This is a genomic window from Streptococcus suis, assembly GCF_024509555.1.
GTDB classification, from domain to species: Bacteria; Bacillota; Bacilli; order Lactobacillales; family Streptococcaceae; genus Streptococcus; species Streptococcus suis_AD.
Window position 1 is genome coordinate 14,548 of the sequence record NZ_JAMWEL010000007.1, and the last position, 26,330, is coordinate 40,877.

Here is a 26,330-nt window from a genome sequence, read left to right on the forward strand (position 1 = left end):
ATTTTTGAAAAGGAAAAAGCCGAGAATTTCTCAGCTTTCTTAGTTCACACTGTTTTCCAGATAATAATGTTGGGCAACATACCAGTTGACACCCCCTTGTTCCGGATCTGTATCATACTCACTAGCTTCCAACTCCCCACGACTATTGATCCGATAACTCCAATCTCGTGGTTCAAAATTAGGGTCTGATGGTACAGTTACATCTGCATAAACTAAACCATCCTCAGCCATACGAACACTTATGACAACCTGGTCTTTTCGATACTTTTCAATCATGACGCTACGGCTAAATAAATCATCCATGACCCAAGCCTTTACCTGATCTGTCGTTAAGTTTTTGGTATCAACCTGCGGTACAGGATTATGCAAATCTGTCAACGAAATCCAACCCTGTCCTGACTTTAATCTGCCCCAACTATGTCCTTCCTTTTGAGTCGTCTCAACTATCGTGTACATTCCAGGTTCTATATTGGTCACAACTTCTCCAGATAAACTAGGTTCCTGACGAATAACCAGTCCTTGTTTTTTAATATCCACAGTAAACAATTGAACGGCGCTACCTACCTGAGACTGACTGGAAGACTGCAAACTTCCAGCGGTCTTGCTAGTTGATACTTCGCTAGTCGAGCTCTCTTCAACCACAATCGTTTCATCTGTATCTTCTGCAACAACTAGATTGACTGAACTTCCTCTCTTTACCTTATTTCCTCCACTTGGAGAAGACATTGAAACATTCCCAGGCTGAACCGACTGTCCACCAACTTCTGTTATTGTCCCGACCTTTAACCCCTCTTCATACAGTATAGCCTTAGCTTCAGATAGCTCAATACCATATAATTCAGGAACTGTAACTTGAGAAATATCTTGGTAGACAAAATATAAACCAGCCATTCCTAACACAGCCACAACACTTGAAATGATTAGCCATACCTTTCGTCTTTTTGCGTCTGCCAAACGTTTCTCAGCTTGCTCTCTTTGATAATTCTCATAATCTTCCTCAGCTTCGCTAAGCATTTGCTGGATGACAAATCGTTGACTCTCATCCGTAACCTGTGCTAAGTGCAATCGTAATTGAAAAATTCTATCCTTAAACTCTTTTTCAATTTGACGCTCATGCTCTTTTTGCAAAATGTTATTTTGTTTTTGAAGTGCTATTGCTTGAGAGTTCATAGCAGAGGTTTGAGCATCTATTTTTTGCTTCAATTCATCATGTCTCTGCCGCTCTTCAAAATCTCGCATCCATTGATCCATAATAATCATCTCCTCATAAAATATTGGTTATTATCTATAAATAAAATCTATTTTATTTTAGTATAGCATAACACCTTAATTTGTCAATCCTCATTTTCACCCCGTTTCAATCTAACTTTTGACAAATAGTAAAGCCTATGATATTCTAATGTCTACTATTTGTCCGTACAAACGGAATCGAAACAGGAGATTTTATGACACTTATTTTTGGAATTGTGGCAGGTCTGATTGCCTTTGCTATCGGTGGTTTGTGGTATGGTTTGATTTTCCGCGATGCTTGGATCAAGGCTTCAGGCATTGACATGGCCAAGGTGGAAGCTGACCGTCAGGCTGGGAAAAATGGCCAGAAGGAAATGATGATTTCCTTGGCGATTGAAGTACTGACTGCTGTTGTGGCGATTTTCTTCATCAAGACCCTTGGTGTTTCACCACTCCACGCAGCTGGTGGCATGGGTGTGATTGCAGTCCTTGCTTCATTGAAAAACTATGTCTTTGAGCAACGCCCTCTTAACCTCATCCTCATCAACGAAAGCTACAAACTGGTCTGCTATTTGGTAGTTGGAATCATTGCCTTGTTTGCTTAAAATTAACCCTCCTAAGATAGGAGGGTTTTATGGTACAATAAAAGGAAGACTAAGACCAAAGGAGCCAACATGTCCCTCTCCCTCCGAACGATTAAACTGATATTTGCTACCGTCCTAGCCATTTACCTAGCGACCGCCCTGGGCTTGTCCTATGCAACGGCAGCTGGCATCATTGCCATTCTCAGCGTCCTCGACACCCGCAAGTCCAGCTTCAAAATGGCCCGCAACCGCCTCTTTTCCACCCTCCTGGCCCTGACCATAGCCGTCCTGACCTTCACCCTCTTTGGCTTTGGCATCTGGACCCTGGGCATCTACCTGGCACTCTACGTCCCTCTGGCCTACCGATTCAACTGGGAGGCCGGCATCGCCCCCTCGACCGTCCTCGTTACCCACCTCTTGCTAGAGCAGGATATTTCGCTGATTTTTTTGGGAAATGAGCTGGCGCTTTTTCTGATTGGGGCAGGCCTGGCACTCTTGTTTAACCTCTATATGCCCTCACAAGAAAAGCAAATCCAGGCCTATCACGACCAAGTAGAAGACCTGCTCAAGCAGATTCTCCTTCGCTTTGAAGCCTTTCTGCTCAACGGCGACGGACGAAACGAGGCAGAATTGATTACGCAGCTGGATAAGACCTTGGATGAGGCCCTGAAAGTCGTCTACCTAGACCGCCACAACCAGCTCTTCCAGCAGACCAATTATCAGGTCCATTACTTTGAAATGCGAGCCGCACAAAACAAAATCCTGCGAACAATGGCAGGAAATATCAACAAATGTTTACTGGAAGGCAGAGAAAATATTATCCTGTCCAGCCTCTTCGAGCGAGCAGCCCAGCAACTGAGCCGAGAAAACTCCGCCAAGGAACTGCTCCTGGACATCGAACTCTTCCATGCCACCTTCCGCGAGCGACCTCTGCCGCAAACCCGAGAAGAATTTGAAACCCGAGCCACCCTCTTTCAGCTCCTACACGATATGGAAGCCTTTATTCGCCTCAAGGTTGATTTTTATGAGGTTTATAAAGATGAAGATGAGGGTAATGAGAAAGGAAATTAAAATGAATCGCAATTTTTACTTCTATCTTTCAAAATTGATGTGCCTCTGTAAATAAATATCTATGACTACTATATTATACGGAGGGACCATGACTATTATTACTTATGCACTGATTCTTGGTATTTCAACAAGTATCGATTATTTCCTAATTTTATTCCTTTTATTTTCACAGGCAAAGAAACCAGGTGAAAGACGCACAATCTATTTTGGACAACTACTTGCTAGTTTTATACTCATTCTCTTAAGTTCAATCCTTAGCCAAGTTGCCAATATTTTTCTAGCTGACTGGATCCTTGGTCTGCTCGGCTTCGTCCCTATTCTACTAGGGGTTAGAATCCTTTTTGAAAACGAAGCAGAGACAGAAATTCCTGATAGCAAAATCGGACTACTATCTGTAATTTTTATTTCATTAGCATCGGGAGTAGATAATTTAGGAATATTTACCCCCTATTTTACAACTTTAAGTACCTTAGAAACACTCTTAACTGCTGGCCTGATCTTGCTAGAGACAGTCGCCATTTGTTACCTAGCAGAAAAATTTGGAAGTCTCCATAGCATTTCTGAATTCATGGAAAAATATGAAAAAATGATTCTTCCAACCATTTTTATCATATTAGGAATCTACATTTTATTCGAATTCGGAACAATGACCTACCTACTACAATTACTAACATAAGAAAAGAAACCGTCAGTTTAAACCGACGGTTCTTCTATTTTCCCATGAAATTCATCTGATACTTGGTTGTGCAAATGCACGAAAGACAGCCCCATCATGACCGCATTCCCTGCGACAGCAATGATGAACTCCTCTTTGGTGGATACCTTACCCATCCAAATGCATATAATCAAAATAAGGTTGTAAAGCAAAATATACAGAGCAGTTATCCGAATTTTTTTCAGTAGTATTTTCATGGGAACCTCCTGTAAAGTATATTTTTATATTTATTATATAGAATTCAACACACAAAAACAAGAAATGATATGTTCCTAGCCAAAAACCGCCAGATTTTCATCTGACGGTCAGGTGTTTTATGAACAATTTTATACGATGGCCTTGCTTGTTGCATCATCGAAGAAATGAGCTTTGTTGAGGTTGAAGGTCAAGCGGACTTTATCGCCTGGGTTGTGATAATCACGCGCATCGACACGAGATACAAATTCAGTGTTTCCAACCTTAGAGTAAAGCATGGTTTCTGCACCGAGAAGCTCTGAAACGACTACTTCTGCTTCTACGATAGAAGAAGGGTAAGTATCCAATTCTAACTGAGAAGCCTTGATGTCTTCTGGACGAATACCAAGTGTGAAGCTCTTACCATTGTAGCCTTTTTCTTCCAAGTGCTTGCGACGACCTTCTGGAAGACCCACTTTGAAGCCATCTCCAACAAGAACACCATCTTGAAGCGTTACTGCGAAGAAGTTCATAGCAGGGCTACCGATGAAGCTAGCAACAAACTTGTTGGCTGGACGGTTGTATAGCTCTTCTGGGCTACCGATTTGCTCGATACGACCGATTGTACCTGTACCTGCTGGGTTTTTAGTTGCAGACATGATAACGATACGGTCAGCCAAGGTCATAGCTTCTGTTTGGTCATGGGTTACGTAGATGGTTGTCGCACCAATACGGCGGTGGATTTTAGCAATCTCTGTACGCATGGACACACGCAGTTTGGCATCCAAGTTTGACAAAGGCTCATCCATCAAGAAGACTTTTGCATCACGAACAATAGCACGGCCCATGGCAACACGCTGGCGTTGTCCACCTGAAAGGTCAGCTGGTTTGCGTTCTAAAAATTCTGTCAAACCAAGGATTTGTGCAGCTTCTTCCACACGTTTCTTGATTTCATCCTTGCTGTATTTACGCAATTTCAAACCGAAGGCCATGTTGTCAAATACAGTCATGTGTGGGTAGAGGGCATAGTTCTGGAATACCATGGCAATGTCACGGTCTTTTGGAGCAACATCGTTCATCAACACGCCGTCGATGTAAGCTTCCCCTTCTGTGATATCTTCCAAACCAGCAATCATACGAAGAGTTGTGGACTTACCACATCCTGAAGGACCTACGAATACGATAAACTCCTTGTCCTTGATGTCCAAGTTGAAGTCTTCAACTGAGTAATGCTCGCTATTTGGGTATTTTTTGTAGATATTTTTTAAATTCAATTGAACCATGTTCAATCCTCGCTTTCTTTGATGGTTTTATTATAAATGAAAACGCTTTATTTTTCTATGTCAAGTTGACCAAAAGAAAAAAGATATTCTGTGCAAGTTGCACAAAATATCAAAATTGTCTATCTAATAATACTTGATAGCAGAAACTCAAGTCAGTCAGATCTTTTAATTGGAGTCCCGTCAAATCCTGCCACTTTTCCAAACGGTATTGGAGAGTATTGCGGTGGATATAGAGGACTTGAGCGGCCTTGGTAACCACAGCTCCTTCTGTCCATAGGGCTAGAATGATAGCCTGCATATCTTGCTGATCTATCAGCTCTAGCATACTGGCTTTTATCAGGCTAAGTTCCAAGCCTGCTCTGCCTTGTCCCCAAAGAAAGAGTTGACTAAAGGAGAGGACGGTTGACTGCTGGTAGCGTGCCCGCCAGTGAGCAAAGAGTTGGGCTTCTGCTTGATAGAGTCGAGGCCAGTGGTCTGAGACGTGTTTGGGCCAGACCTGCCCAACAAAGAGGGTCAACCGCAAGCCAAAGTCAAACTCCAAGGCCGATAGGGTGTCCTGTAAAACGGTCTGATGATCCATCCAGGTGCCCTGCTCCAAGACAATGAGATAATCTTGAGGTGTCAACTGTACCTGAGCCAGTTGACTGGGCAAGAGGTCGGTCATCATGGCCTGCCAGGCATCCAGCTGGGCTTCTTTTTGTGACCAAAGGTGGATATGGATAAATTGAATGGCCTCAACTGTCTGAGGAATCCTTCCCTGACCTTGTAGATAGGACTGCCAGGGACTTGAGTGGACCTGCTTTCGAGGATGAGATAGCAAGGACAAAAGGTAGCCTTCCCGATCCGTCAAGTCTGCATCAGACAAGTCCAGATAAGATCCGTCGCCCAATTGAAGTGAGCATTCACCCTCTACTTGTGACAACTTTGCCTGCGGAAACCAGCTTACAAGTTCCTTTTCGTCCATCTTATCCTCTTTCTATTTTGTCAATACACCAATTCACCAGTTCATCCAGGCGTTCCATCTGCTCTGTCATGTGCAAATAGCCCAAAACCGCCTCAAAACCTGTGGACATCCGATAGGTGACCACGTCCGCATTCTTGGCCTTGGTGTGGCTATTGGTATTGCGGCCCCGCTTGTAGATTTCTTCCTCTTTTTCGGTCAATAGTTGAGCTTCTAAGAGGGCAGAAATCAGGCTTGCCTGAGCCTTGGCCGATACGTATTTGTTAGCCTCTCCGTGCAATTGATTGGGCTTGGTCAGCCCCTTGAAAATCAAGTGACGTCTGACATACATGGAATAGACAGCATCCCCTTCAAAAGCCAGGGCAATACCATTGATAAGATTGACATCTACTGCCTTAGTCACGTGTCCACCTCACACCATCCTTGGTATCCAAGAGCTTGATGCCCTGGGCCGCCAATTCATCACGAATTCGGTCAGCCGTCGCAAAGTCCCGATTGGCACGCGCTGCTTGACGCTCTTCTATCAAGGCTTCGATCTCACTGTCCAAAACTTCTTCTTCAAAGACAATACCAAAGACGGCGAGCATCTTGCCAAAGGCTTCTTTTACAGTTTCATCGTAATTGCCTGAGTTGATCCATTTGGCAAAGTCAAAGATAGCCGTAATGCCATTTGCCGCATTAAAGTCATCATCCATGGCTGCTTCAAAGGCCACCAGATGTAATTCAAGACCCGGCTTATCCACAGAGTTTTGCACAGGTTGTGTATAAGTATTTTTCAGATATTTGAGATTGATTTCCGCATCTGAAATAGCCTTCTCAGTATAGTTAAGTGGACGGCGGTAGTGCTGGGTGGCTAGGAAGAATCGCAAGACCTGACCGTCAATTTGTTCCAACATATCATGGGCTGTCAGAAAATTGCCCAAGGACTTGGACATCTTCTCATCGTTGATATTGAGCATGGCATTGTGCATCCAGTAGTTGGCAAAGGTTTGACCTGTCTTGCACTCAGACTGGGCGATTTCATTGGTATGGTGAGGGAATTCCAAGTCCGCTCCACCACCGTGAATATCAATGGTAGCTCCCAAAATCTCTGTCGCCATAACCGAACACTCGATATGCCAACCTGGACGACCCGCTCCCCAAGGACTTTCCCAAGAAACTTCGCCTGGCTTGGCAGTTTTCCACAGGGCAAAGTCGAAAGGATGTTCTTTCAGTTGACCTTCTCCCTCAACCCGACCAGAAGCACCAGCTTCTAAGTCAGACAGGGTTTTGTTGGCCAAACGAGCATAGTTTTCAGCCTTTTCCACACGGAAATAAACATCTCCAGAAGCTTCATAGGCGTAACCCTTGTCAATCAAGACCTGCACAAAATCAATGATTTCATCCATGTAGTCGATGACACGAGGATTTTTGGTAGCAGGCTTGACACCCAGTTTTGCCACATCTTCCTTGAAAGCTGCGATAAATTTATCAGACAGTTCCTTGGTTGTCATGCCAGCTTCATTAGCAGCCTTGATAATCTTGTCATCCACATCCGTAAAGTTGGAAATGTAGGTCACATCATAGCCACGGTATTCAAAATAGCGGCGGATGGTATCAAAAGCCACGACACTACGGGCATTACCAATATGGATATAGTTGTAAACCGTCGGACCGCAGACATACATCTTGACCTTACCCTCTTCCAAGGGTACAAAGTCACGCAGACTGCGAGTCATGGTATCGTAAATTTTAATCATAGTTTCTCCATTACTTCTGAGTATTCTTTAGGACTTGATACTTTTGATACAATTTTACTAGCCAATAAGCTGTCGCGGCCAACCAAATCATCCCTACCTGCCAGCTTCCTTGGGAGAATTTAAGGATAAACATGATCGTCCCAGCAATGGCGGTCACCACATAAGGCCAGTTTTGTCTTACTAATTTTTTTAACATGATGTACTTTCTAATGTTCTTGCAATGGCTTTGTCCGTCAGTTCAATGACAGCAGAGGTTTTTTCAAATTCTTCTAGTAGCATATCATTCTCCTTTTGGGTCTAGATAAACTACTTGTGTCTGCTTTGTAAAACCGATATTTTCATATAGCCGCTTAGCGATGAGGTTGTCATCTTCGACGGCGATTTGAAAAGGTTTGTCGTTTTTCCTGATAAGGTCATTGATGACAGCTTTGACTAAGTAAGTGCCGTAACCTTTTTGTTGCTGGTCTGGTGTTATAGCTAAACCGTAAAGATAGTTATCATCGCTCGATATATCTACTGTGCAAGAACCGATAACCGCTCCGCTATGTTCCAAAAGATAAAGCAAGCTGTCTGCATCAGCGATAGCCTCACGTGCGTAACGAAGAGCCACCTCATAGTCGCTATCAAAGACCTTTGTCTGGAAACACGCAATGTCGTCTGCATGGTGAGCCTGTGCCAAACTTACTGTGAGTTCAGCCTGTTGTGAGAACTGATAAGGCTCTCGCTCACGTCCCAGCCATGTCTCAGTATCCGTATCTTCTACCAAGTTCCATGCTGGCGCAAGGTCTGGGTGCTTGTCCAGAATGACACGTTCCGTCTGAAAGGTCACACTAGCGATAGGATAGTTTGCCGTCTTCGTCAGATAGCAGTCATAGAGCTTGCGTGCCAGACCCTGTCTGCGGTAGTCTGGGTGCACGATAATCGCAAGCTCCACATCCTCATCATCGGCATACACAGTCAAGAGCCCCACCAACTGTTCGTCTTGATAAGCCAAGAAAAAAGCTGGCATTTCAGGGTCAAAGTTGAGCATATTTGACAGGTAAGGGGCACGATAGGTTCCGTCATGGGATTGTACAGTGCTTATCAGAGTTTTTGCTGCAGATAACTGCTGGGGATTTAGCACATTAGTTGCTAGTATCATGCTTATTTTTCCTCTCTGTGGCTAACTCACATAGGACTTACCATATGTGGCTTTCCTACAAATGCGACGAATGGTGGCTGGCTTCTCTCAGCTCTGCCAGTTTGGTCGTGTAGTGTTCACGACCACCTTCCATGTCATGAATGACCTTCTCATCTTTTTGACCATGCACACGGACGATCTTAGCTGGCATACCGACCACTGTCACATCTGCTGGAACATCGGCTAGGACAACGGCAGCTGCACCCACTTTAGCATTTTCCCCAATCTCAATAGGGCCAATGACTTGGGCGTGGGCAGAAACCAGAGCTCCTCGTCGTACAGTTGGATGGCGTTTACCACAATCCTTACCCGTACCACCAAGCGTTACGCCGTGGTAAAGCATGACACCAGACTCAATAATAGCCGTCTCACCAATAACCAAACCAGCTCCATGGTCAATGAAGACCCCCGAAGCAATCTCAGCGCCTGGATGAATTTCAATATTGGTCCAAAAACGCCAAAATTGGCTGTGCATCCGAGCTAGTAATTTAAAACCTTTTTTCCACATCCAGTGGGACAAACGGTGGGCAGCTAAGGCCTTGACACCTGGGTAGGTCAAAAGAACTTCCAAGGTCGTCCGTGCTGCCGGATCTTTTTCTTTTACAATCTCAATGGTGTCCTTCCACCAACCCATAGTCACTCCTTCTAGCGAGAAGACAAGCCCGCTACCGAACTTGTCTACTCAGCTTATTTCTTTTCAACCTTGTGGAATTTGAATTCACCAAAGTTGTTGTCTTTTTTCTCTTTGTTGTCTTTGTGACGGCGTGGTCTGTCCGAACGCTCGCGTTTTTCTGGCTCCACATAACCTTCTGGTTTTGGAAGAAGAGCCTTCATAGAAGCATCAACACGGCCCTTGTCATCAATCTTGATAACTTTAACATCGACAATATCGCCGATTTCAACTAAATCTTCTGGTTTATTGACACGGGTCCAGGCCATTTCAGAAACGTGGACCAGAGCATCAGTCTTGTCGAAAAGGTTGACAAAGGCACCGAATTTCTCCAAACGAACTACTTTTGCTCGGAAGACTTCGTCCACTTTTGCTTCACGAACAAGACCTGCAATGATTTCTTTGGTCCGTTCAATCGCATCGCGATCTGGTGAGAAGATAGCCACAAGACCGTCTTCGTCGATATCGATTTTCACGCCAGTTTCTGCAATAATCTTATCAATAGTTTCGCCACCCTTACCGATGACAATCTTGATTTTATCCACATCAATCTTGATCGTGTCAATCTTCGGTGCGGTTGGTGCCAAGTCAGGACGAACTTCTGGGATAGTTGCTTCAATCACATCAAGGATTTCAAAGCGAGCTTTCTTAGCTTGTGCCAAGGCTTCTTCCAGGATTTGCGGTGTGATACCGTCAATCTTGATGTCCATTTGAAGAGCTGTGATACCATCACGGGTACCAGCTACCTTGAAGTCCATGTCGCCGAAGTGGTCCTCAAGACCTTGAATATCGGTCAAGACGGTGTAATTGGTACCGTCTGAAATCAGACCCATGGCAATCCCTGCAACTGGTGCCTTGATTGGCACACCACCTGCCATGAGGGCAAGGGTACCAGCTGTGATAGATGCCTGTGAAGACGAGCCGTTTGATTCCAAAACTTCTGCCACCAAGCGGATAGCGTAAGGGAAATCTTCCAAGCTCGGCAAGACTTGCTCAAGAGCACGCTCACCAAGGGCACCGTGACCAATCTCACGACGACCAGGTGCTCCGTAACGACCTGTTGATCCCACTGAGTATTGTGGGAAATTATAGTGGTGCAAGAAGCGTTTCTTGTACTCATCATCCAAACCGTCGATGATTTGGGTTTCACCCATTGGGGCCAAGGTCAAGACAGACAAGGCTTGGGTTTGACCACGGGTAAAGAGACCTGAACCGTGAACGTTTGGCAAGAAATCTACTTCTGCATCCAAGGGACGAATCTCATCGACACGGCGACCGTCTGGGCGGACCTTGTCCTCTGTAATCAAACGACGAACCTCTGCGTGCTCCATGAGCTCCAAGATTTCATGAACGTCACGCATGATGCGGTCAAATTCTTCGTGTTCAGCGTATTTTTCTTCGTAAGCTGCGATGACGGTTTCACGCACGGCATTGGTCGCATCTTCACGGGCCAATTTTTCTTCAACCTGCACCGCTTTTTTCAAATCGTCATTGTAAGCTGCGACAATCTCAGCCTGCAATTCTGGATCAACCTGAAGAAGTTCCACATCTGCCTTTTCCTTGCCGACTGCTGCTACGATTTGATTTTGGAAGTCAAGGAGTTCTTGGATGGCCGCATGACCTTTCAAGAGGGCTTCCAACATGATGTCTTCTGACAATTCTTTGGCACCAGACTCAACCATGTTGATGGCGTCCTTGTTACCAGCCACTGTCAAGTCAAGGAGGGACTCTTCCATCTGAGCCTTGTCAGGGTTGATGATGAGCTCACCATTGACATAGCCGACTTGGACACCTGCGATTGGACCGTTGAATGGAATATCTGAGATTGCCAATGCCAATGAAGAACCAAACATAGCTGCCATTGGGGCTGAAGCATCTGGATCGTAAGAAAGCACTGTGTTGATGACTTGGACTTCATTACGGAAGCCTTCCGCAAACATTGGACGGATTGGACGGTCAATCAAACGAGCTGTCAAGGTCGCATCGGTTGATGGACGGCCTTCACGTTTCATCCAGCCACCTGGGAATTTCCCAGCGGCGTACATTTTTTCTTCATAGTTGACTTGGAGGGGGAAGAAGTCTCCCGTTGCCATTTTCTTAGACATAACAGCCGCAGTCAAGACTGTGGAGTCGCCATAGCGAACAACAACCGCACCATTGGCTTGTTTGGCAACTTGACCTGTTTCAACGACCAATTTCTTACCAGCAAAAACCGTTTCAAATACTTGTTTTGACATGAATTGTCTCCTATTTTTCTGAAATTTTTTCTTGCGTGTTTTCTACAAAAGACAATCAAACAAGCTTGTTTCACTCTCTTTTGCACAAAACCACGCATACCCCATATTTTATCATATTTATGGATTTTTTAAAACAATAAAGAAGTCCCCAAGAGAAAATCTTCATCTCTTAGGGACTATAAGAATCTGGCAACTAGTTAGGCTTGCAGCTAGCCTTTTCTTTTACGAACGGCTGTGCCCAACATGCCAAGAACGGTCAATCCAACAAGGGCTAGGCTTGAGTTTGTCTCGCCAGTCGCAGGCAAGGTACTGTCAGCCTTACTTGTTGATTGAGTCGTCTGTGAAGCAAGTGGTGCTTGTTTCACCAAACTTGCTGGATCAATGGTTGGAAGCTCCTCTGTGAGAGGTGCTTCATTTGGTACCAAACCGCCATCAAAGGCAGGAATGAAGTGAGCGAGAGAGTCACCTTTGGCTGTCACCAAGTCAGGGGACTGATCATTTTCCTTGATAAGTCCTTCCAGCCAAGCTTCTATATCAAAAGTAGGAACTTCATGATAGGCAGGCTCTGTCTTAACTGTTTCAATCGCCGGAGTTGAAACAGCACTGCCATCGCCTGTATCTTCAGGGCTTGTGCTGTCTGTACTACCAATTCCTGTATCTCCTGGAGATGTAGTATCAACGCTACCGCCTGTGTTGTCTGGGGCTGGGGTCTCGGTGCTACCACCCGTATCACCTGAGGTTGTGCTGTCTGTACTACCTGCTCCTGTATCGCCTGCGATTGGACTCTCTGTACTGCCGGTTCCTGAATCGCCTGCGGTTGGATTATCTGTGCTACCGGTTCCTGTATCACCTGCAATTGGAGTCTCGGTGCTACCGGGTCCTGAATCGTCTGCGATTGGATTCTCAGTGCTGCCGGTTCCTGAATCGTCTGCGATTGGATTCTCGGTGCTACCGGGTCCTGAATCGTCTGCGATTGGATTATCGGTGCTACCAGTTCCTGTATCGCCTGCGATTGGATTAGCTGTGCTACCGGTTCCTGAATCGCCTGCAATTGGATTATCTGTGCTGCCGGTTCCTGAATCACCTGCAATTGGATTCTCGGTGCTACTACCCGTGTCGCCTGCAATTGGATTCTCTGTACTACCTGCTCCCGTGTCACCTGAAGAAGTGTTATCACTATTACCGCTATTAGAAGTTTCTGATGGCTCTCCTTGGGTCGTTTCTAGAGAAGCCAGTGCACGTTCTATCCAGGTATTTATCTGTTCAACGGCTGCTTTAGTCGGTGCTTGTCGAACTGCCTCAATCGTTGCTAATGCATTCGCAAGAGTTGCCTTAGTTCGACTATTCTCCTCAGTTTCTGGCAGAGCATTCACTCTATCAACCAGAATCTTAAGTTGGTCTTCTCGGATTGCAAAATCAGTAGCATCTACTTGATCAGAAACAGGTGGCTGACTAGTGTCAGTAGGCTTGTCTTCTCCTACACTCTCAGCAGTCACTGGCGCATGATAGGTCGAAATTTCATAGACTGTCGCAGGTCCACCAGTCCACTCAATCTTGACATCCAACAAATGAGCAATTGGCTCACGAACAACAAAGGTCTGATAGTTGCTGGTCACAGCACCAAGATCAATCCATTCAGTAGGAACTTCGCTTGTTCGTGAACTTGGACCATCCTTGACTACACGAGCTGAAACTCTAGCAGTCGCACCTTCTGGAAGATCTGAAATCAGCTTGATATGATTGACAGCTGTGTCCTCAGACAAATGGTAGACCAAATTGCCTTCATTAGCAGTTGCTGTATAAGCTGTTAATACCTTACCATCCACCAAGTAATTTCTCTTACTTGTATGGTTTTCAGCTGCTTGACCTTGAACAGTTGGATCATTTACTGTTGCTACATACTCACCGTCATTAATGACCATTTCTGTAAAGCTCACAAAACGATGATCGTAGTTAGCCGTAAAGAGAACACGGAGGTATTTGGCTTGAACAGGAGCTGCTAGGCTTCCTTCAATATAACGATTACCCGGTTTAGCAGAATCATGGGTCCAACCATCTCCAAGCGAGTCATCTTTCTGAGCATTGGCTACGCCATCACCCACTGTCACCACATCGGTCCAAGTTTCTCCATCTGGACTGATTTGAATCTTACCATCACGCAGATAGTTGGTAGTACCATCTTGGATATAGGCTCTAATCTTATGAATTGGACGTGGGACACCTAGCTCAAGCAAGATATGACCATCCTTGGTTGGCGTATTTGAAAACTCAACCGTGTTGTTGTACACACCATCAAAGAGTTGGGCAAGGTTCTTGCGATTACGAACATCTGGTCCACCATAAACGTTATGAATGGTCAAGCTGGTTGATTTGAGTTTATCCGGATGAATTTCCTTGGTTCTCACAAAAAGGTTATTGGCACCAATCACTTGATTCTCATTGCTGGTATTAATCAAACGAATGTAACGAGCCAATGGTTGCTCTGCAATCTCTTGAACACTATACCACTCAACAAGGTTTGGAGAATATCTCAGTTCAAGGTTAGAACCGGTTGCATCAATAGACTCCAACTCGTGCAAACGTTCCAACTTCAAGCCGATGTACTGATTTGGAGCTAACTGACTTGTCGCTGGGAGAACAAGATTATAGGAGCCTAGACTGGTAAGTGCCTTGCTGTTCGCCAGAGTGGTGAGATTGGTATCCGTCAACTCTGTCGTACCCTCATTGGTTTCGACTTGGAAGTCTTTAATCCGCCACCAAATATTGACTGCCCGTGTATTTCGAACACGAACATAACGAGCGGTAAGGTCCTGACTGATTTCTTTCGTTTGTTCTCCAGATAAGCGAGCCAATTCAGTCCAGTTTGTACTGTCGCTAGAATATTCAATAACCCCTGCAGCAAGCTTGTCGCCAGTTCCTTGTACCAAACGTACTTTAGAGATTGGTTTTTCTGCACCGAGATCCAATTGTACCCATGCATCTACTGGTGTATTATCAGCTCCAGAGCTATTAGCCAACATGGCTTCTGTCGCATCATTTTTATCTGTAATCTGACCAACATTGGTGTTGAGTTTGTAGACCAAATTATTTGAATGGGTGATCGTAACAGGGCTTGCCTGTGCAGTAGCCAACGGACGGTTGACTGCAATTTCTCGAACAGCAAACCAGGTATTGCTACGGTCGGAGGTTGCCCTCATCCGAACAGCCTTAGCAGTGACTGACAAGTCTGACAACTGAATCACTGGTTCATTGCCGACAAAATTGTGTCCTTCCAAAGCAACCCATTGTCCTGCTTCATTCAGATATTCAATCGCTGCCGCATTGAAGGTATCACGAGGATTGGACACAGCACCCATAGCAAATCCTAGACTAGTCAATTGAATTGGCTTGTTAAACTCTAAACCGACGTAGTCTCCTGTACTGATTGTATTCGGATTCTTAAAGATTAGTTGAGTTGATAGGTCTCCATCTGTTAAGTAGTCTGTACGTCCTTCTGCACCAGTTCGGTTGGAAATGAAAGTGCTTGAGACTTTATTCGGATACAAATCTTTCTCAATTTCACTTGCCAAACGCTCTAGGAGATTGAGAATAAACGGTCGGATGTGCTGAACACCGAGTTCGGCTTTTTCATAGCGACTGACATACCAGAACTTGTGAGTCTTAGACTGTTCATAGAGACTGAGACCGCGGTAGTAATTGTTCCAAAGTGCCGCACTGTCCCCACCAATATGCTCTGTGGCTGTTAGCAGGGCATCCAAAGCATTCATTTGGTCAATGGTGTTGTCCAACCAGTATGAAATCTGCCCTTTCATACGTTGGTTGCCACTTGCCTTGTAGGTCTCTGCTGCTTGTTTCAATTTGGCAAATTCTGCTCGTAGTTCTGCTCGCTCTGTGGTCAATGCCTCCCCTGCAGCCAGTTTGTTTGTAAAGGCAGTCAGCTTAGGTGCCAATTCAACAGACTCTTGCAACTTGACAACGCGATTATCCATATTCTGGTTAATCATGTGTTTACCAAGTTCACGGAAGGCTAGTGACTCAGGCGTTTCTGTAAAGCGACCTGTTTCAATGAAATTGAAACCTACGTCGTTTACACGGCGAGCTTCTTCTTCTGATTCCCAAACATTCCAAGTATACTCAGCTGCTGAGAAGAGAGCGAGTTTAGACGGTTCAGATTGTTGCATCGGATTGAGCATAATACCGCCAATTAAGCTTGGATCAACATTTGGATGAAGGAATTTCTCCCCGCCACCTAAAATCAAATGCTCTTTAGAATTGTCTGTACATGGCCAGTTGATCCACAATTGAACTGGACGATAGGTCTTGCCACCTGACTCCAGATTTGTTTTCAGGCGATTGAGGAAATTACTTGAAACTTCACCCCAAATGCGACCACCTGTCAGGGTCAATAGTGATGTCGCTGGCAGTTTTTCATTGAGGGAGCGAAGTTCAGCCTCATCACCATCTCCCCAGTATTCATGAGGGACAAAGACCATTTCCTTGCGTAGACCAGGATATTCTGCCTGCTTGCTCTCCAACCAATTGGTCAAGTCTGTCATCAGACGGTTGTAGCTTTCGAAACCACCTACTGGGTTTGGTGCATCGTCTGCCAAGATACCGAACTCACGCACACCGGCACCCATCAACTGAGTGAATTTGGCCTTAATAATACCTAAATCTTCTTGATAATGGGCATCATTTCCAAAGCGAACACGATTGTTCATGAATGGGTGGAGGGTCCACACGTAACGGGTCTTATTCTGATTACCCACACGGGCCATTTCACGAATCTCAGCTAATTTGCTTTCTGGGTAGAGGTCACGCCAACGGCTATTATGGTACTCATCGTCTTTTGGAGCAAAGAAGTATTGGGTTAGTTTGATATCGCCACCATAACGCATCAACTCCATCCGGTCTTCATTACTCCAAGGATTTCCATAGTAACCCTCGATAAATCCACGGTTCTTAATATCCGCATAGTCTTCCACCTTGACTTCACGCAAGACTGGAACTGGACTTTCATTTAGCATATGCTTGAGGGTTGTCAAACCATAGAAGACAGCATCTGTATCCTTACCAACTACTGAGATCGCATTGTCCTTGATGACAAGAGAGTAGGCATCAATCTTACTGTAAAGGTCTTGGGAAATAGCAGAGCTAGCTTGGTGATTGCTTGCCGCAGACGCTTTCCCTTGGATACCAATATAGACATTGGTTGCATCCGCCACCGCTACATTGCTAGTTGTATAGGAAATCTGGTTAGCTTGTAGGGTATCTTTTAGACGATTGCGGGTATAGATATCAACCTCTTCACCGATTACTAAATTGACAGTTCCTTGAAGAGCAACTGTGCCTGTACCATAGGTTACACTCTGTGGGCTTGGGAAGATAGTATACTCTTTTCTGAGGTAGTCTGAGCTGGTTTTAGCTGCAGCGATAGCCTCAGCACTAGCCGGCTTCGTAGCTCTAAAGCTTGCCGCAGTTTCAACTGTACCATCTCCACTTTCTACAACTGGAGGAGGGGTAGGTGTCGTTGGCTGATTGTTTGGCGCTGTATTTCCTGTCTGAGGAGCAGTCGGTTGATTTGTAGCCCCTGTATTCCCTGTTTGAGGACTAGTTGGTTCTGCCTGAGTTCCTGAAACAAATTCACTGACACGAATTTCACTAGCCGACATGAATCTGTCTGGTCTATTTCCATCTCCCAAGGTATGAACGGCCTGTAGTTTGACATAACGTCCAGCTGTAGGGTCAAAGCTTACTTCCTGCCACTCACGGTTGTTTTCTTCAAAACGACCTGTTTTCACACGAGTCCAGTTTTGGTTGTCTCTGCTTACATAGACTTCATAATCAGTCACCTTACCGTTCGGGCTACCATCTCGACGGTGCATGTAGGCCAGACCATTTAGCTGTCGTTCCTTGCCAGTATCCACTGACAACCATAAGTTGGACATCGGAGCACCAGCCCAGGCAGAATGCCAAATGGAGTTGAGATTGAAGTCTTTAGCATTGTTAACAGCATTCGCTGGACCTTGCTGAGTAGAACCGGCTGTCAAGGTCATCTCAGATCTTGGTATGTAGTTACGACCTTCTGTCGTTGGACTATCTGCCACAACCGTCAACGTATAGACTTCTGTACGGCTCTTGTCCTCTGACTCTGTGAAGATTTTATAGGTATCCTCATCAATTTTCAGGATGGTAATACCTGGGTTATTGCTTGTATGTCTGGCAGTCAATTCACCACTGCCAGAAATGGTCATGTTATTTGAAATATCTGAACCAGTATAGGTGCTATTGCCAAAACGAATTTCGTTGATACTTGCATCGCTTTGTTGCGCAAAACCTTCCAATACTGTTTTCAGTTCTAGCTCAACGATACCAACTGATGGTTTTGCACGCATTCCAGATTCTTGGTCAGCATTTTCAACAGTCATACTGAATACAACCGCTGGAACTGGTCTAGCAAGTTTGTAGGTAATCTTAGTGACTGTTCCTGTAGTCGAACGATTTACTTCAGTAGCCTCAATTCTTTCCGCTTGATCACTGCTACTGCGAGCCCACTCAAAGGCAACCGACTTAGGATTACGTAAGGAAAAATTATCACGATGATAATGCGCAACAACTTCGCCAATATTTTGGGCAGTGTCGTATGTAAACGTTAATTTAGCTGTTTTAACACCAGCTTGAGCAGCATTGTAATTGGACCAAATCGTTGGGTTTGCCCCTCCACTATTATTGGCAGAAGGAACCAGAACACCGTCCTTGATAGCATTGAGAGTATCTGATTGTTGATTGGTTGGAATATCTTGAGTCAAGCTAGCCGCAGATGGTGCCACGTTTTGGTCAACTGTCATCGTCTTGCGACCAACACGGACACTGGCTGTTACCGGCAATTCTGTACCAAGTACATTGGCCTTACCAGTCACAAGTACAGTTCCTTCATTGTCATATGAACCTGGTGCTGGGCTTGTCCAAGTCACTGGGAATTCAGATGACAGGAGACTGCCATCAGCTAGGAAGGCCTGAACCTTATCTGGCAAACTTGGTTGAGACCCAACTTCGACAGCTGTACTGATGTTCTTCATAGCTGCCACTTGGTCAATCACTGATACTAAGATTTCAGCAGGAGTTTCAAGACCTGCAACACTACCACGCGCCACAAAGCTATTACCAGTCGCCAAATCTCTGTTTACTTGAGCACGGTCAAAGGTTAACTGCTTATCTTCTTCTGTCTTATCACTGTAGCGTACTCTTGCAGTAGTCGGTAAGGTTAAATCTGCACCACGCTTGATGTAAATTGTTTTAGCAAATTTAAGATCTGTTGCTTGTTTGCTACCTGCTTGAGCCAGTTCATTTGCCGTAAATTCAACGGAGCTAGATGCTAAACCTGCTGAACTTGCTGTTACGCGAACTTGTCCTGAACTACCATCTAACTTCACAATCGCCAGTACCTTACCCGCAAAAGCCTTACGGTTACTGTCTTGATAGGACTGGTGATCCATAGCATTACCATTATCCATAGCAACCAAGGACGCAGGTCCCTCTACAGTAATGCTGACAGGATTGGTCGCATTGGCTACTAGATTGCCTGCCGCGTCCTGCACATCAATCTCAATATAGGCTAGTGACTGGTCAGTCGTCACTTGTGGCTGTTTACCAATGCTAGCCTTTAACTTGCTGGCTGTTCCAAAGGTTTTAACTTCTTTTCGACCAACAGTGTCGCTAATTTCACGACCATTGCTGTCATAGGCAATAGCCTTGATAGAACCTGGTCGATAATCCACATTCCAAGTCAAGTAAAGGTTCTTATGTTGCTCTGAACTCCGTCCCTCACCTTGGTAAATCTGGTATTCAAAACCTGCGGTAGTTGTCCGCTTGGTGAATTCTTTGGTTCCTAAATCAGTTTCCCTACCATCTATTCCAACATGAACCAATTTTACCTTGGCAGCATTGGAGTAGACCACAACCTCAACTTGGTTCTGGGCATTCTTGCTGACTACAGATTCTTCCCAAACTGGCAAGACATGGAGGGTTGTGTCTTTCTTATTCCATTGGCTACGGTAGAAATAGTAAGAATCTTTAGGGAAACCAGCGGTGTCAACGATACCGAAGTAAGAACTCTTAGGAGCTGGCCATGAACCAACAGGACCTGTACTAGTACCGTTCCACGGCGTTGGCTCACCTAGGTAGTCAAAACCAGTCCAAACAAATTCACCAGCTACAAAGTCACGAACAATAGTGTCATACCAAGCCTCACTTGCATAGTGTCCCCAACCAACCTTGCTTTGATCGTAGGCAGTCAACTGTTTGTCAGAACGTTGTGTTCCATTTTTTACATTATACACCCCACGACTATTGACTGATGAGGCTGTTTCGGAACCATAAATTATCCAATTTGGATTGGTTTGTCTAGCGGCATCATATTGAGCTCCATTAGCATAGTTAAAACCGACAATACCATTATTGTTCGTTAAAACGTCCGCCATGCCAATCGAATTTGGGTTGCGACGCTTCAGCATATTATCGCCAAAAGTGGCTGGTCGACTCGGGTCAACTGCAGCTACCCAATCAATCAACTTCCTAATAACCTGAGGATAATTATTGACATTAGCTGAGAAACCTTCCATGACCTCATTACCAGTTGACCACATGATAATGGCCGGGTCGTTGATACCACTTTTCACCATTTGCTTGATATGAAACTCCGCCCAAGTCTGGCTAGAGCTTGCACCAACTAATTTATTGGCTGTTTGTCCAATCTGTGTATTGAAGAAGCGGGCATAGTCATGGGTATTCCCATTCTTTGCATGCTCCCAAGTATCAAAGGCCTCGTCAATCAGTAACATCCCTTTGCGATTGGCAATGTCTTTCAAAGCACGCGCTGCTGGGTTATGGGTCACACGAATGGCATTGACACCCATTCCCTTCAGAATTTCAACCTGTCGCTCAATGGCATCATAATAGGCTCTTGCTCCCAGACCACCTTGGTCATGGTGCATCGATACCCCTTGTAGCTTCATCTTCTGGCCATTTAGTTTAAAGCCAGTATCCTTATCAAACTCAATGTAGCGGAAACCTGTTTCTTGTTCACGTGTTTGGAGTTTGGTTTCTCCGTCAAACACTTCTGTCCTGACAATATATAGGTTTGGACTATCAACAGACCACAACTTTGGATTTGTCAGACTAAGATTTGTGGACAAGCTACCACTAGCATTGGCTGCTACTGCCTGTACTGAGCTAGTTGCTTCTGCCACTTGTCTACCAAGACTACCATCTGCATTGCGTTCAAACAAGGTTGTTTTGACCTTAACCTGAGCTGTTGCATCACTCACGTTATTGATATTTGTCGCAATTTCTATGCTTGCTGGCTGATGTTGGCTCTGACTTTCTTTCAGATTTGGTGTTTTAACCACCACTCCATATTCAGCGAGGTGGACCTTAGGAGTCACATTTAATTGAACAGAACGATAGATACCACTACCAGAATACCAGCGGGAACTTGGTGTATTATTGACCACTTTTACAGCCAGGGTATTTTCTTCATTAGCCCGAACATGTCCTGTCAAATCAAAAGTGAAAGGACTGTAACCATTGGTATGAGTGCCTAATGAAGTACCGTTAATAAATACCTCTGTTTCCATATAGGCACCATCAAAGTGCAATTCTACCCGACCATTAGCAACTTCTGGACTAACGGTGAAATTCTTCCGATACCAGCCAGTTCCACCTAATTTATAGCCACTCTCTGCTTCTCCACTTGGGGTATAATCCTGAGTCAAGCTAAAATCGTGAGGCAAATCTAAAGACTGCCAGCTGGAATCATCATAGCCCTTCTGAGCAGCAGTAGCCTGAGCACCCAACTGGAACTTCCAATCATTATCGAAATGAATCGAACGGTCAGTATCTGTGATATGGGTAATCTTGTTCCAAGTTTCAACTGCATTTACCTGGTTACTTGTCTGGCTACTTGTTGTAGAAAGAGGAGTAGACACTGCCCTCTCCTCTGCATTGGAAAGGCTGAAAGAAGGATGCTCAATGCTTGTTTCAGCTGATTGAAGAGTTTCTGGAATATTCTCTTCAACTACTGGGGCTGAAACTTCCTCTGTAACCTCCTCAGATCTTGCTGCTACTTCTTTTTCGGATACTAGTTCAGCTGTTCCTGCCTCTTCAGCTACTAATTTTTCCTCTTTTACATCCACTTCCGCTGTAGCGGGATTTGCAGTATCTAGGGTAGTAGGCTTGCTCTCCTCTGGGGCAACGCTACCTGTATCTGAGTCTAATATAGACTCTACACCTGGATTGCCACCGTCAATTGACTCAGCCTGTGCCAGCTGGGTACCAAACAATAAGCAACCTACAACAACGGATGCAGTTCCTACACTTAAGCGTCGTATAGAAAACCGTTCACGTTTATCAAACAAGTCTTTGGAACTTCGTTTCATCTAGTCAACTCCTTCTATTTTTTCATTCACTCTTATTTTCAATGGCTTAAAAACATGAGTGTAAGCGTTTTTATAGTTTGCGTCAGCTATATTATAACCCAACTTTTTATTTTATTCAATATGTTAATATTAAATGATTGTTAGTTAGAAATATAGTCGAATACATTAACTTTCAGACAAGGAACTAATGAAACCGAGACAGTAGGTTACTCCATTCAAACTACTATATAGTAAAAACAAAAATAGAAGAAAGAAAAAAGACTGGACATATGTCCAACCTCTTCCGAGATGAGATAGTTGATTTCTTAGATTTCTTTTTTCTTCGCAACTACTGCTGCACCAAGAAGACCCAAGGCAGTAACAAAGTATACTGCAGATGAAGCCTCACCAGTTTCTGGAAGTTTTGCAGATGATGTTTCTGTAGTCGCTTTAGAAGCTGCTGCTTTAGGAGCTGCTGCAGGTGTTTCTTTAAGTGTTGCTGGATCAATCGCAGGAAGTTCTGGTGCTGTTACACCTGTACCTTTTGATGATAGGTACTCACCGTTTTCATCTTTAGAAACTTCTACTGCTGGCAATTCTTCTGCTGTTACGCCCTCACCTTTAGCTGTTTCCAAAGCAGGTAATTCTGCTGCTGGAAGAGCAGGTGCAGTCACACTTTCACCCTTAGCTGTCTCTGTAGGAGCCCCAAGTGTTGCTGGATCAATTGTTGGTAGTTCTGCTGCAGTTGTACTTTCACCTTTAGCATATAGATAGTATTCACCATCTTTGCCACCAACTTGCACTTCTGGAAGTGCTTCTGCTTTTGGAGCTTCTACTGGTGTGTTTGTAAAGTACAAACCATTTTCATCCAAGGCAACTGCTACTTCATTCAAAGCAGGTGCTGTTACGCCCTCACCATGTTTAGTGATATCTACTGTACTTGGGTCTAAGGCTGGCAATTCTACTGATGCAGCCACACCTGTACCGTGTGCATAAACATATGGCTCACCATTGTCAAAACCAAGTGCTACTTCTGGAAGTTCCGCAGTCACACCCTCGCCATGTTTAGTGATGTCCACCGTACTTGGATCCAAGGCTGGTTTGTAGTCAGAGTTCAAAACACTGCTACCTTTAGCTGTCAATTCACCTGTATTGATGTTGAATGTTGGAATTGGATCAGCATAAGCACCTGTACCATGTGCTGTTGCAACACCAATTTCATTAGCCGATACAGTAGTTCCTACTACTGCAAGAGCAGCCAATGATACCAAACCGATTGAAGTTTTTCTCAAAAGATACGTTTTCTTTGTTGACATATATGTCACCTTCCCTTTTTTATATAATCTCTATATAGATGAAATACCTCAATAATCTTATATGATTATCCAGGCACAACATTGGCCCAATGTACTTATGTAAACAGGGTCAAAAATATTATACCCCCCCCCGATATTTTTGTCAAGGATTTTATGGCATTTTTTTACAAATATTTTAATGAAGTAAAGTTGGGAATTTTAAAAGAAAAAAACTAGGACAAGCCTAGTTTCCATCATTTTGTTCTGTTGTTGTTTCAGTTGCTGTCCCTGCTGTAGTTACATCTTTAGCAGGATTCATATTTACTCGATGCCACTCGTTGATAACATAAGTCAGGGCAACAAGTTGGTTGTAACCCATCGCATCAATTTCTACGTCATCTTCAGATGCACCTCCGAAATGAGAAGTATAAAGAGCAATACTGTATGGTGTCTCTTCCATGACGATCGCATCAATATTTAAAGCCTCCCGAACAAAGCCCGGTTTCTGATAGATAGTCACACCGTGAACATATTCTTCTAGCCATTGCCCTGTAAAGGCTTGATCTAAATAGCCTAATAAATCGACATATTTATCTTGATGCTTGTACAGATAGTCTAAAACATGAGTGTAATAACTTGTGGTAGTTTTATTTCCATCCAAAGAAATGGTAGGAACTTCTTTATTTTTCGAAACACCGTAACGTTCAAACTGAGCATAGGCCTGATCCATACCACCTATTCTTTCAGCCAAGGCGTAGGCAGGAGTATTTTCAGAAACTACGATTGAACCATACTGCATATCTGCAATAGTCATCTGACCATTATAGTTAGCCACGTAGGCATCGCGCTCGGCTTGATTTTCGTATGTTGTTGCAGTGATATCATAAGATTCCGTTGCCGATACTTCTCCCTTTTCGATTGCATCTACCACCAACATATTCAAAGGTAGTTTATAGGTAGAACCGGCTGTCATCAACTGGCTATCATTCATAGAGAAGACTTCATTGGTCTTCAAGTTTTTGTAGGTAAAGGCAACTTGTGAAGGATCCAAACCTTGTTCAGTCAAGTAGGCCTTCACTGTGTCTTCCAAACTCAAATTAGGGTAGTCATAGTAGAGGTAGAGGCTGTCCATATAGGCCAAATCTTCCTGCATGACCAATTGTTTGGCTTCCTGTGATTTTGCTACTGGTTTAACCTCCTCACTAGAAGACTGTTCAGTTTGGAAAGCTGTGGATGAATCTGTTTTTTCCGTAAATGATTTTAGGCCTCCCATTCCCAAAATCCATGCTATACCAATACCAACTAAACTGATAAGTCCTAAGATAAACAAAGGTATCTTCCACTTCCCAAAGAAGGTTTGAGCCTCTTCCTGATCTGTTTCTTGTATACTTTCTTCCTGGAAAACTTCTGTAGATGATAAACTATCTAGCAAGGATACGTTATCAATAGTTGAAGTATTTTCCAAATCCGATGTTGCAGTTGATTGTGCTAGATTCTCCAACTCAGGCTCACTGTTAAACTGGATGATTTCAATTGATCCATTTGGTCGTGGATAGCGCTGATGAATGCTGGCACGATCATGTTGAGCAGGAACCCGACGTGGTTTCCTATTTTTCTCAATCCGACAATTATTTCTTTTTCCAAATCTACTTTTTGCATTTTTCATAATACTGTCATTATACCAGAAAAATCCAGTATTTAACAATCATTTTATCCTTAAAAGTAAAAATTAGGATGAACCTAGAAAAATCACCTGATTATTTCCTAATCAGATGATTTGCACTATACTTTGATAACTAACGAGTTGGAACATAGTTCAATTTTTCCTTATTGACCGCAAGGAAATCCACTAGTTCTGACTCCGGTATTTCACGGAGATATAGATTGGCACGGATGGTAACATCCTCTTCCCGACAAGTTGATAGAACCAAGTAACGATCGGTTTCACTAATCACAATCGAGTCGTCTTTAGTCACAGCTCCTTCACGTACTGCTATTAATTGTTCTACGAACTGCTGAGAACTATCAAAACTTGTTCGATAGAAAGAGGTCGTTTCTGGAACAATAATCATAAAGGCAACCTGATAATAATGAATTTTTTCTGGTGTACGAACAACGACAAAAGGATGCTGATCAAAATACTGCTGGTCATCATAGAAATTGACATCATTAAACATGCGATTGTCTGGAACCAGGGATCCTCTAGCATGACCAAACAACCAGGTCAACTGGTCAGAAAAATCACTCTTGTTGTCCATATCCATAAAAACCGTCCCCATATAGGGATCTTCACCAGAACCATCAAATAGCTTGTAAAGGTAGGTAGCATTATCCGTCGTCTGTACAACCGGCTCATCCAACTTTGTACCCGGAGCATAAATATAGCCGATCGTGTCAGGATTGATAGCCTTTAAACTATCAAATTGATCTTTCAAGCCCTGCTTTTCTTCATCAGACAGCTGATAAACTTTTTCACTTGAAGATGCAAGCTCCTGGGTGGAGGATGTAGTCTGGATAGCTAGACTTGATTTTTCCTCATTATTTTGTAGGAAAAAAGCCGTCGTCGTAAGACCAAGTGCTATAAGCAGACTTAGAAAAATCAAGATACCTTTTTTATTTTTCATTTGTTTCATAAATCGTAAACCAACCCTGATTCGAAAATGTAGAAGAATGACTAATACGCAATGAAAATCAAAAATAGACTCGGAAATGAATCTAAAGAAAGAACCGGAGTTCATCTAGGCTCCTGACAATGGATAATTTTGATTTTCGAAGA

At 44.0% G+C, this 26,330-nt stretch carries 16 protein-coding genes; 3 read left to right on the forward strand and 13 right to left on the reverse strand.

The genetic code is table 11. The features are described from left to right. Nucleotides 1–39: 39 nt before the first annotated feature. A complete protein-coding gene (locus NF418_RS04475) occupies nucleotides 40–1,251 on the reverse strand; it encodes a PASTA domain-containing protein (protein WP_256778602.1) in 1,212 nt (403 codons plus the stop codon). A gap of 194 nt (nucleotides 1,252–1,445) precedes the next feature. Here NF418_RS04475 and NF418_RS04480 point away from each other — a divergent pair, with 194 nt between their 5' ends. From NF418_RS04480 to NF418_RS04490, 3 genes are all read left to right on the forward strand, one after another. After that, nucleotides 1,446–1,835, forward strand: coding sequence for a DUF1761 domain-containing protein (locus NF418_RS04480; RefSeq protein WP_256778603.1), 390 nt, complete (start codon nucleotides 1,446–1,448; stop codon nucleotides 1,833–1,835). 69 nt (nucleotides 1,836–1,904) lie between these two features. Continuing rightward, complete coding sequence (locus NF418_RS04485; protein WP_256778604.1) at nucleotides 1,905–2,885, forward strand: aromatic acid exporter family protein; 981 nt, start codon at nucleotides 1,905–1,907, stop codon at nucleotides 2,883–2,885. Between the two features lie 88 nt (nucleotides 2,886–2,973). Continuing rightward, on the forward strand, nucleotides 2,974–3,561 hold the full coding sequence (locus NF418_RS04490; protein ID WP_256778605.1) for a cadmium resistance transporter: 588 nt from the start codon (nucleotides 2,974–2,976) through the stop codon (nucleotides 3,559–3,561). A 17-nt stretch (nucleotides 3,562–3,578) separates the two neighbouring features. On the opposite strand, the gene NF418_RS04495 is transcribed toward NF418_RS04490, so the two are convergent. The 12 genes from NF418_RS04495 to srtB all read right to left on the reverse strand — a co-directional run bounded on the left by NF418_RS04495 (nucleotide 3,579) and on the right by srtB (nucleotide 26,187). Beyond that, a complete protein-coding gene (locus NF418_RS04495) occupies nucleotides 3,579–3,797 on the reverse strand; it encodes a hypothetical protein (RefSeq protein WP_248051260.1) in 219 nt (72 codons plus the stop codon). Between the two features lie 129 nt (nucleotides 3,798–3,926). Further along, complete coding sequence (locus NF418_RS04500; protein WP_044689349.1) at nucleotides 3,927–5,057, reverse strand: ABC transporter ATP-binding protein; 1,131 nt, start codon at nucleotides 5,055–5,057, stop codon at nucleotides 3,927–3,929. Between the two features lie 109 nt (nucleotides 5,058–5,166). Next, nucleotides 5,167–6,021, reverse strand: a complete 855-nt coding sequence (locus NF418_RS04505) for a helix-turn-helix domain-containing protein (RefSeq protein ID WP_256778606.1) — start codon at nucleotides 6,019–6,021, stop codon at nucleotides 5,167–5,169. 1 nt (nucleotide 6,022) lies between these two features. Continuing rightward, entirely contained in the window at nucleotides 6,023–6,421 is a 399-nt protein-coding gene (locus tag NF418_RS04510) for a Mini-ribonuclease 3 (RefSeq protein ID WP_256778607.1), read from the reverse strand. Further along, nucleotides 6,414–7,757, reverse strand: coding sequence for a cysteine--tRNA ligase (gene cysS, locus NF418_RS04515; protein ID WP_256778608.1), 1,344 nt, complete (start codon nucleotides 7,755–7,757; stop codon nucleotides 6,414–6,416). The genes NF418_RS04510 and cysS overlap by 8 nt, the downstream gene beginning before the upstream one ends. A 280-nt stretch (nucleotides 7,758–8,037) precedes the next feature. Continuing rightward, nucleotides 8,038–8,898 (reverse strand): GNAT family N-acetyltransferase, encoded by an 861-nt coding sequence (locus NF418_RS04520; RefSeq protein WP_256778609.1) that lies wholly within the window; start codon nucleotides 8,896–8,898, stop codon nucleotides 8,038–8,040. 55 nt (nucleotides 8,899–8,953) lie between these two features. Next, the gene (gene cysE / locus NF418_RS04525) at nucleotides 8,954–9,571 is read right to left on the reverse strand and encodes a serine O-acetyltransferase (RefSeq protein ID WP_024378261.1); all 618 of its coding nucleotides are present in this window, start codon (nucleotides 9,569–9,571) and stop codon (nucleotides 8,954–8,956) included. A 53-nt stretch (nucleotides 9,572–9,624) separates the two neighbouring features. Beyond that, a complete protein-coding gene (pnp, locus tag NF418_RS04530; RefSeq protein ID WP_256778610.1) occupies nucleotides 9,625–11,844 on the reverse strand; it encodes a polyribonucleotide nucleotidyltransferase in 2,220 nt (739 codons plus the stop codon). Between the two features lie 209 nt (nucleotides 11,845–12,053). Further along, nucleotides 12,054–22,280 (reverse strand): beta-N-acetylglucosaminidase domain-containing protein, encoded by a 10,227-nt coding sequence (locus tag NF418_RS04535; protein ID WP_256778611.1) that lies wholly within the window; start codon nucleotides 22,278–22,280, stop codon nucleotides 12,054–12,056. A gap of 305 nt (nucleotides 22,281–22,585) precedes the next feature. Next, complete coding sequence (locus NF418_RS04540) at nucleotides 22,586–23,575, reverse strand: LPXTG cell wall anchor domain-containing protein (protein WP_256778612.1); 990 nt, start codon at nucleotides 23,573–23,575, stop codon at nucleotides 22,586–22,588. A 223-nt stretch (nucleotides 23,576–23,798) separates the two neighbouring features. Then, complete coding sequence (locus NF418_RS04545) at nucleotides 23,799–25,220, reverse strand: class A beta-lactamase-related serine hydrolase (RefSeq protein ID WP_256778613.1); 1,422 nt, start codon at nucleotides 25,218–25,220, stop codon at nucleotides 23,799–23,801. A gap of 130 nt (nucleotides 25,221–25,350) precedes the next feature. After that, nucleotides 25,351–26,187, reverse strand: a complete 837-nt coding sequence (gene srtB, locus NF418_RS04550; protein ID WP_373325945.1) for a class B sortase, LPKTxAVK-specific — start codon at nucleotides 26,185–26,187, stop codon at nucleotides 25,351–25,353. Nucleotides 26,188–26,330: the final 143 nt, after the last annotated feature.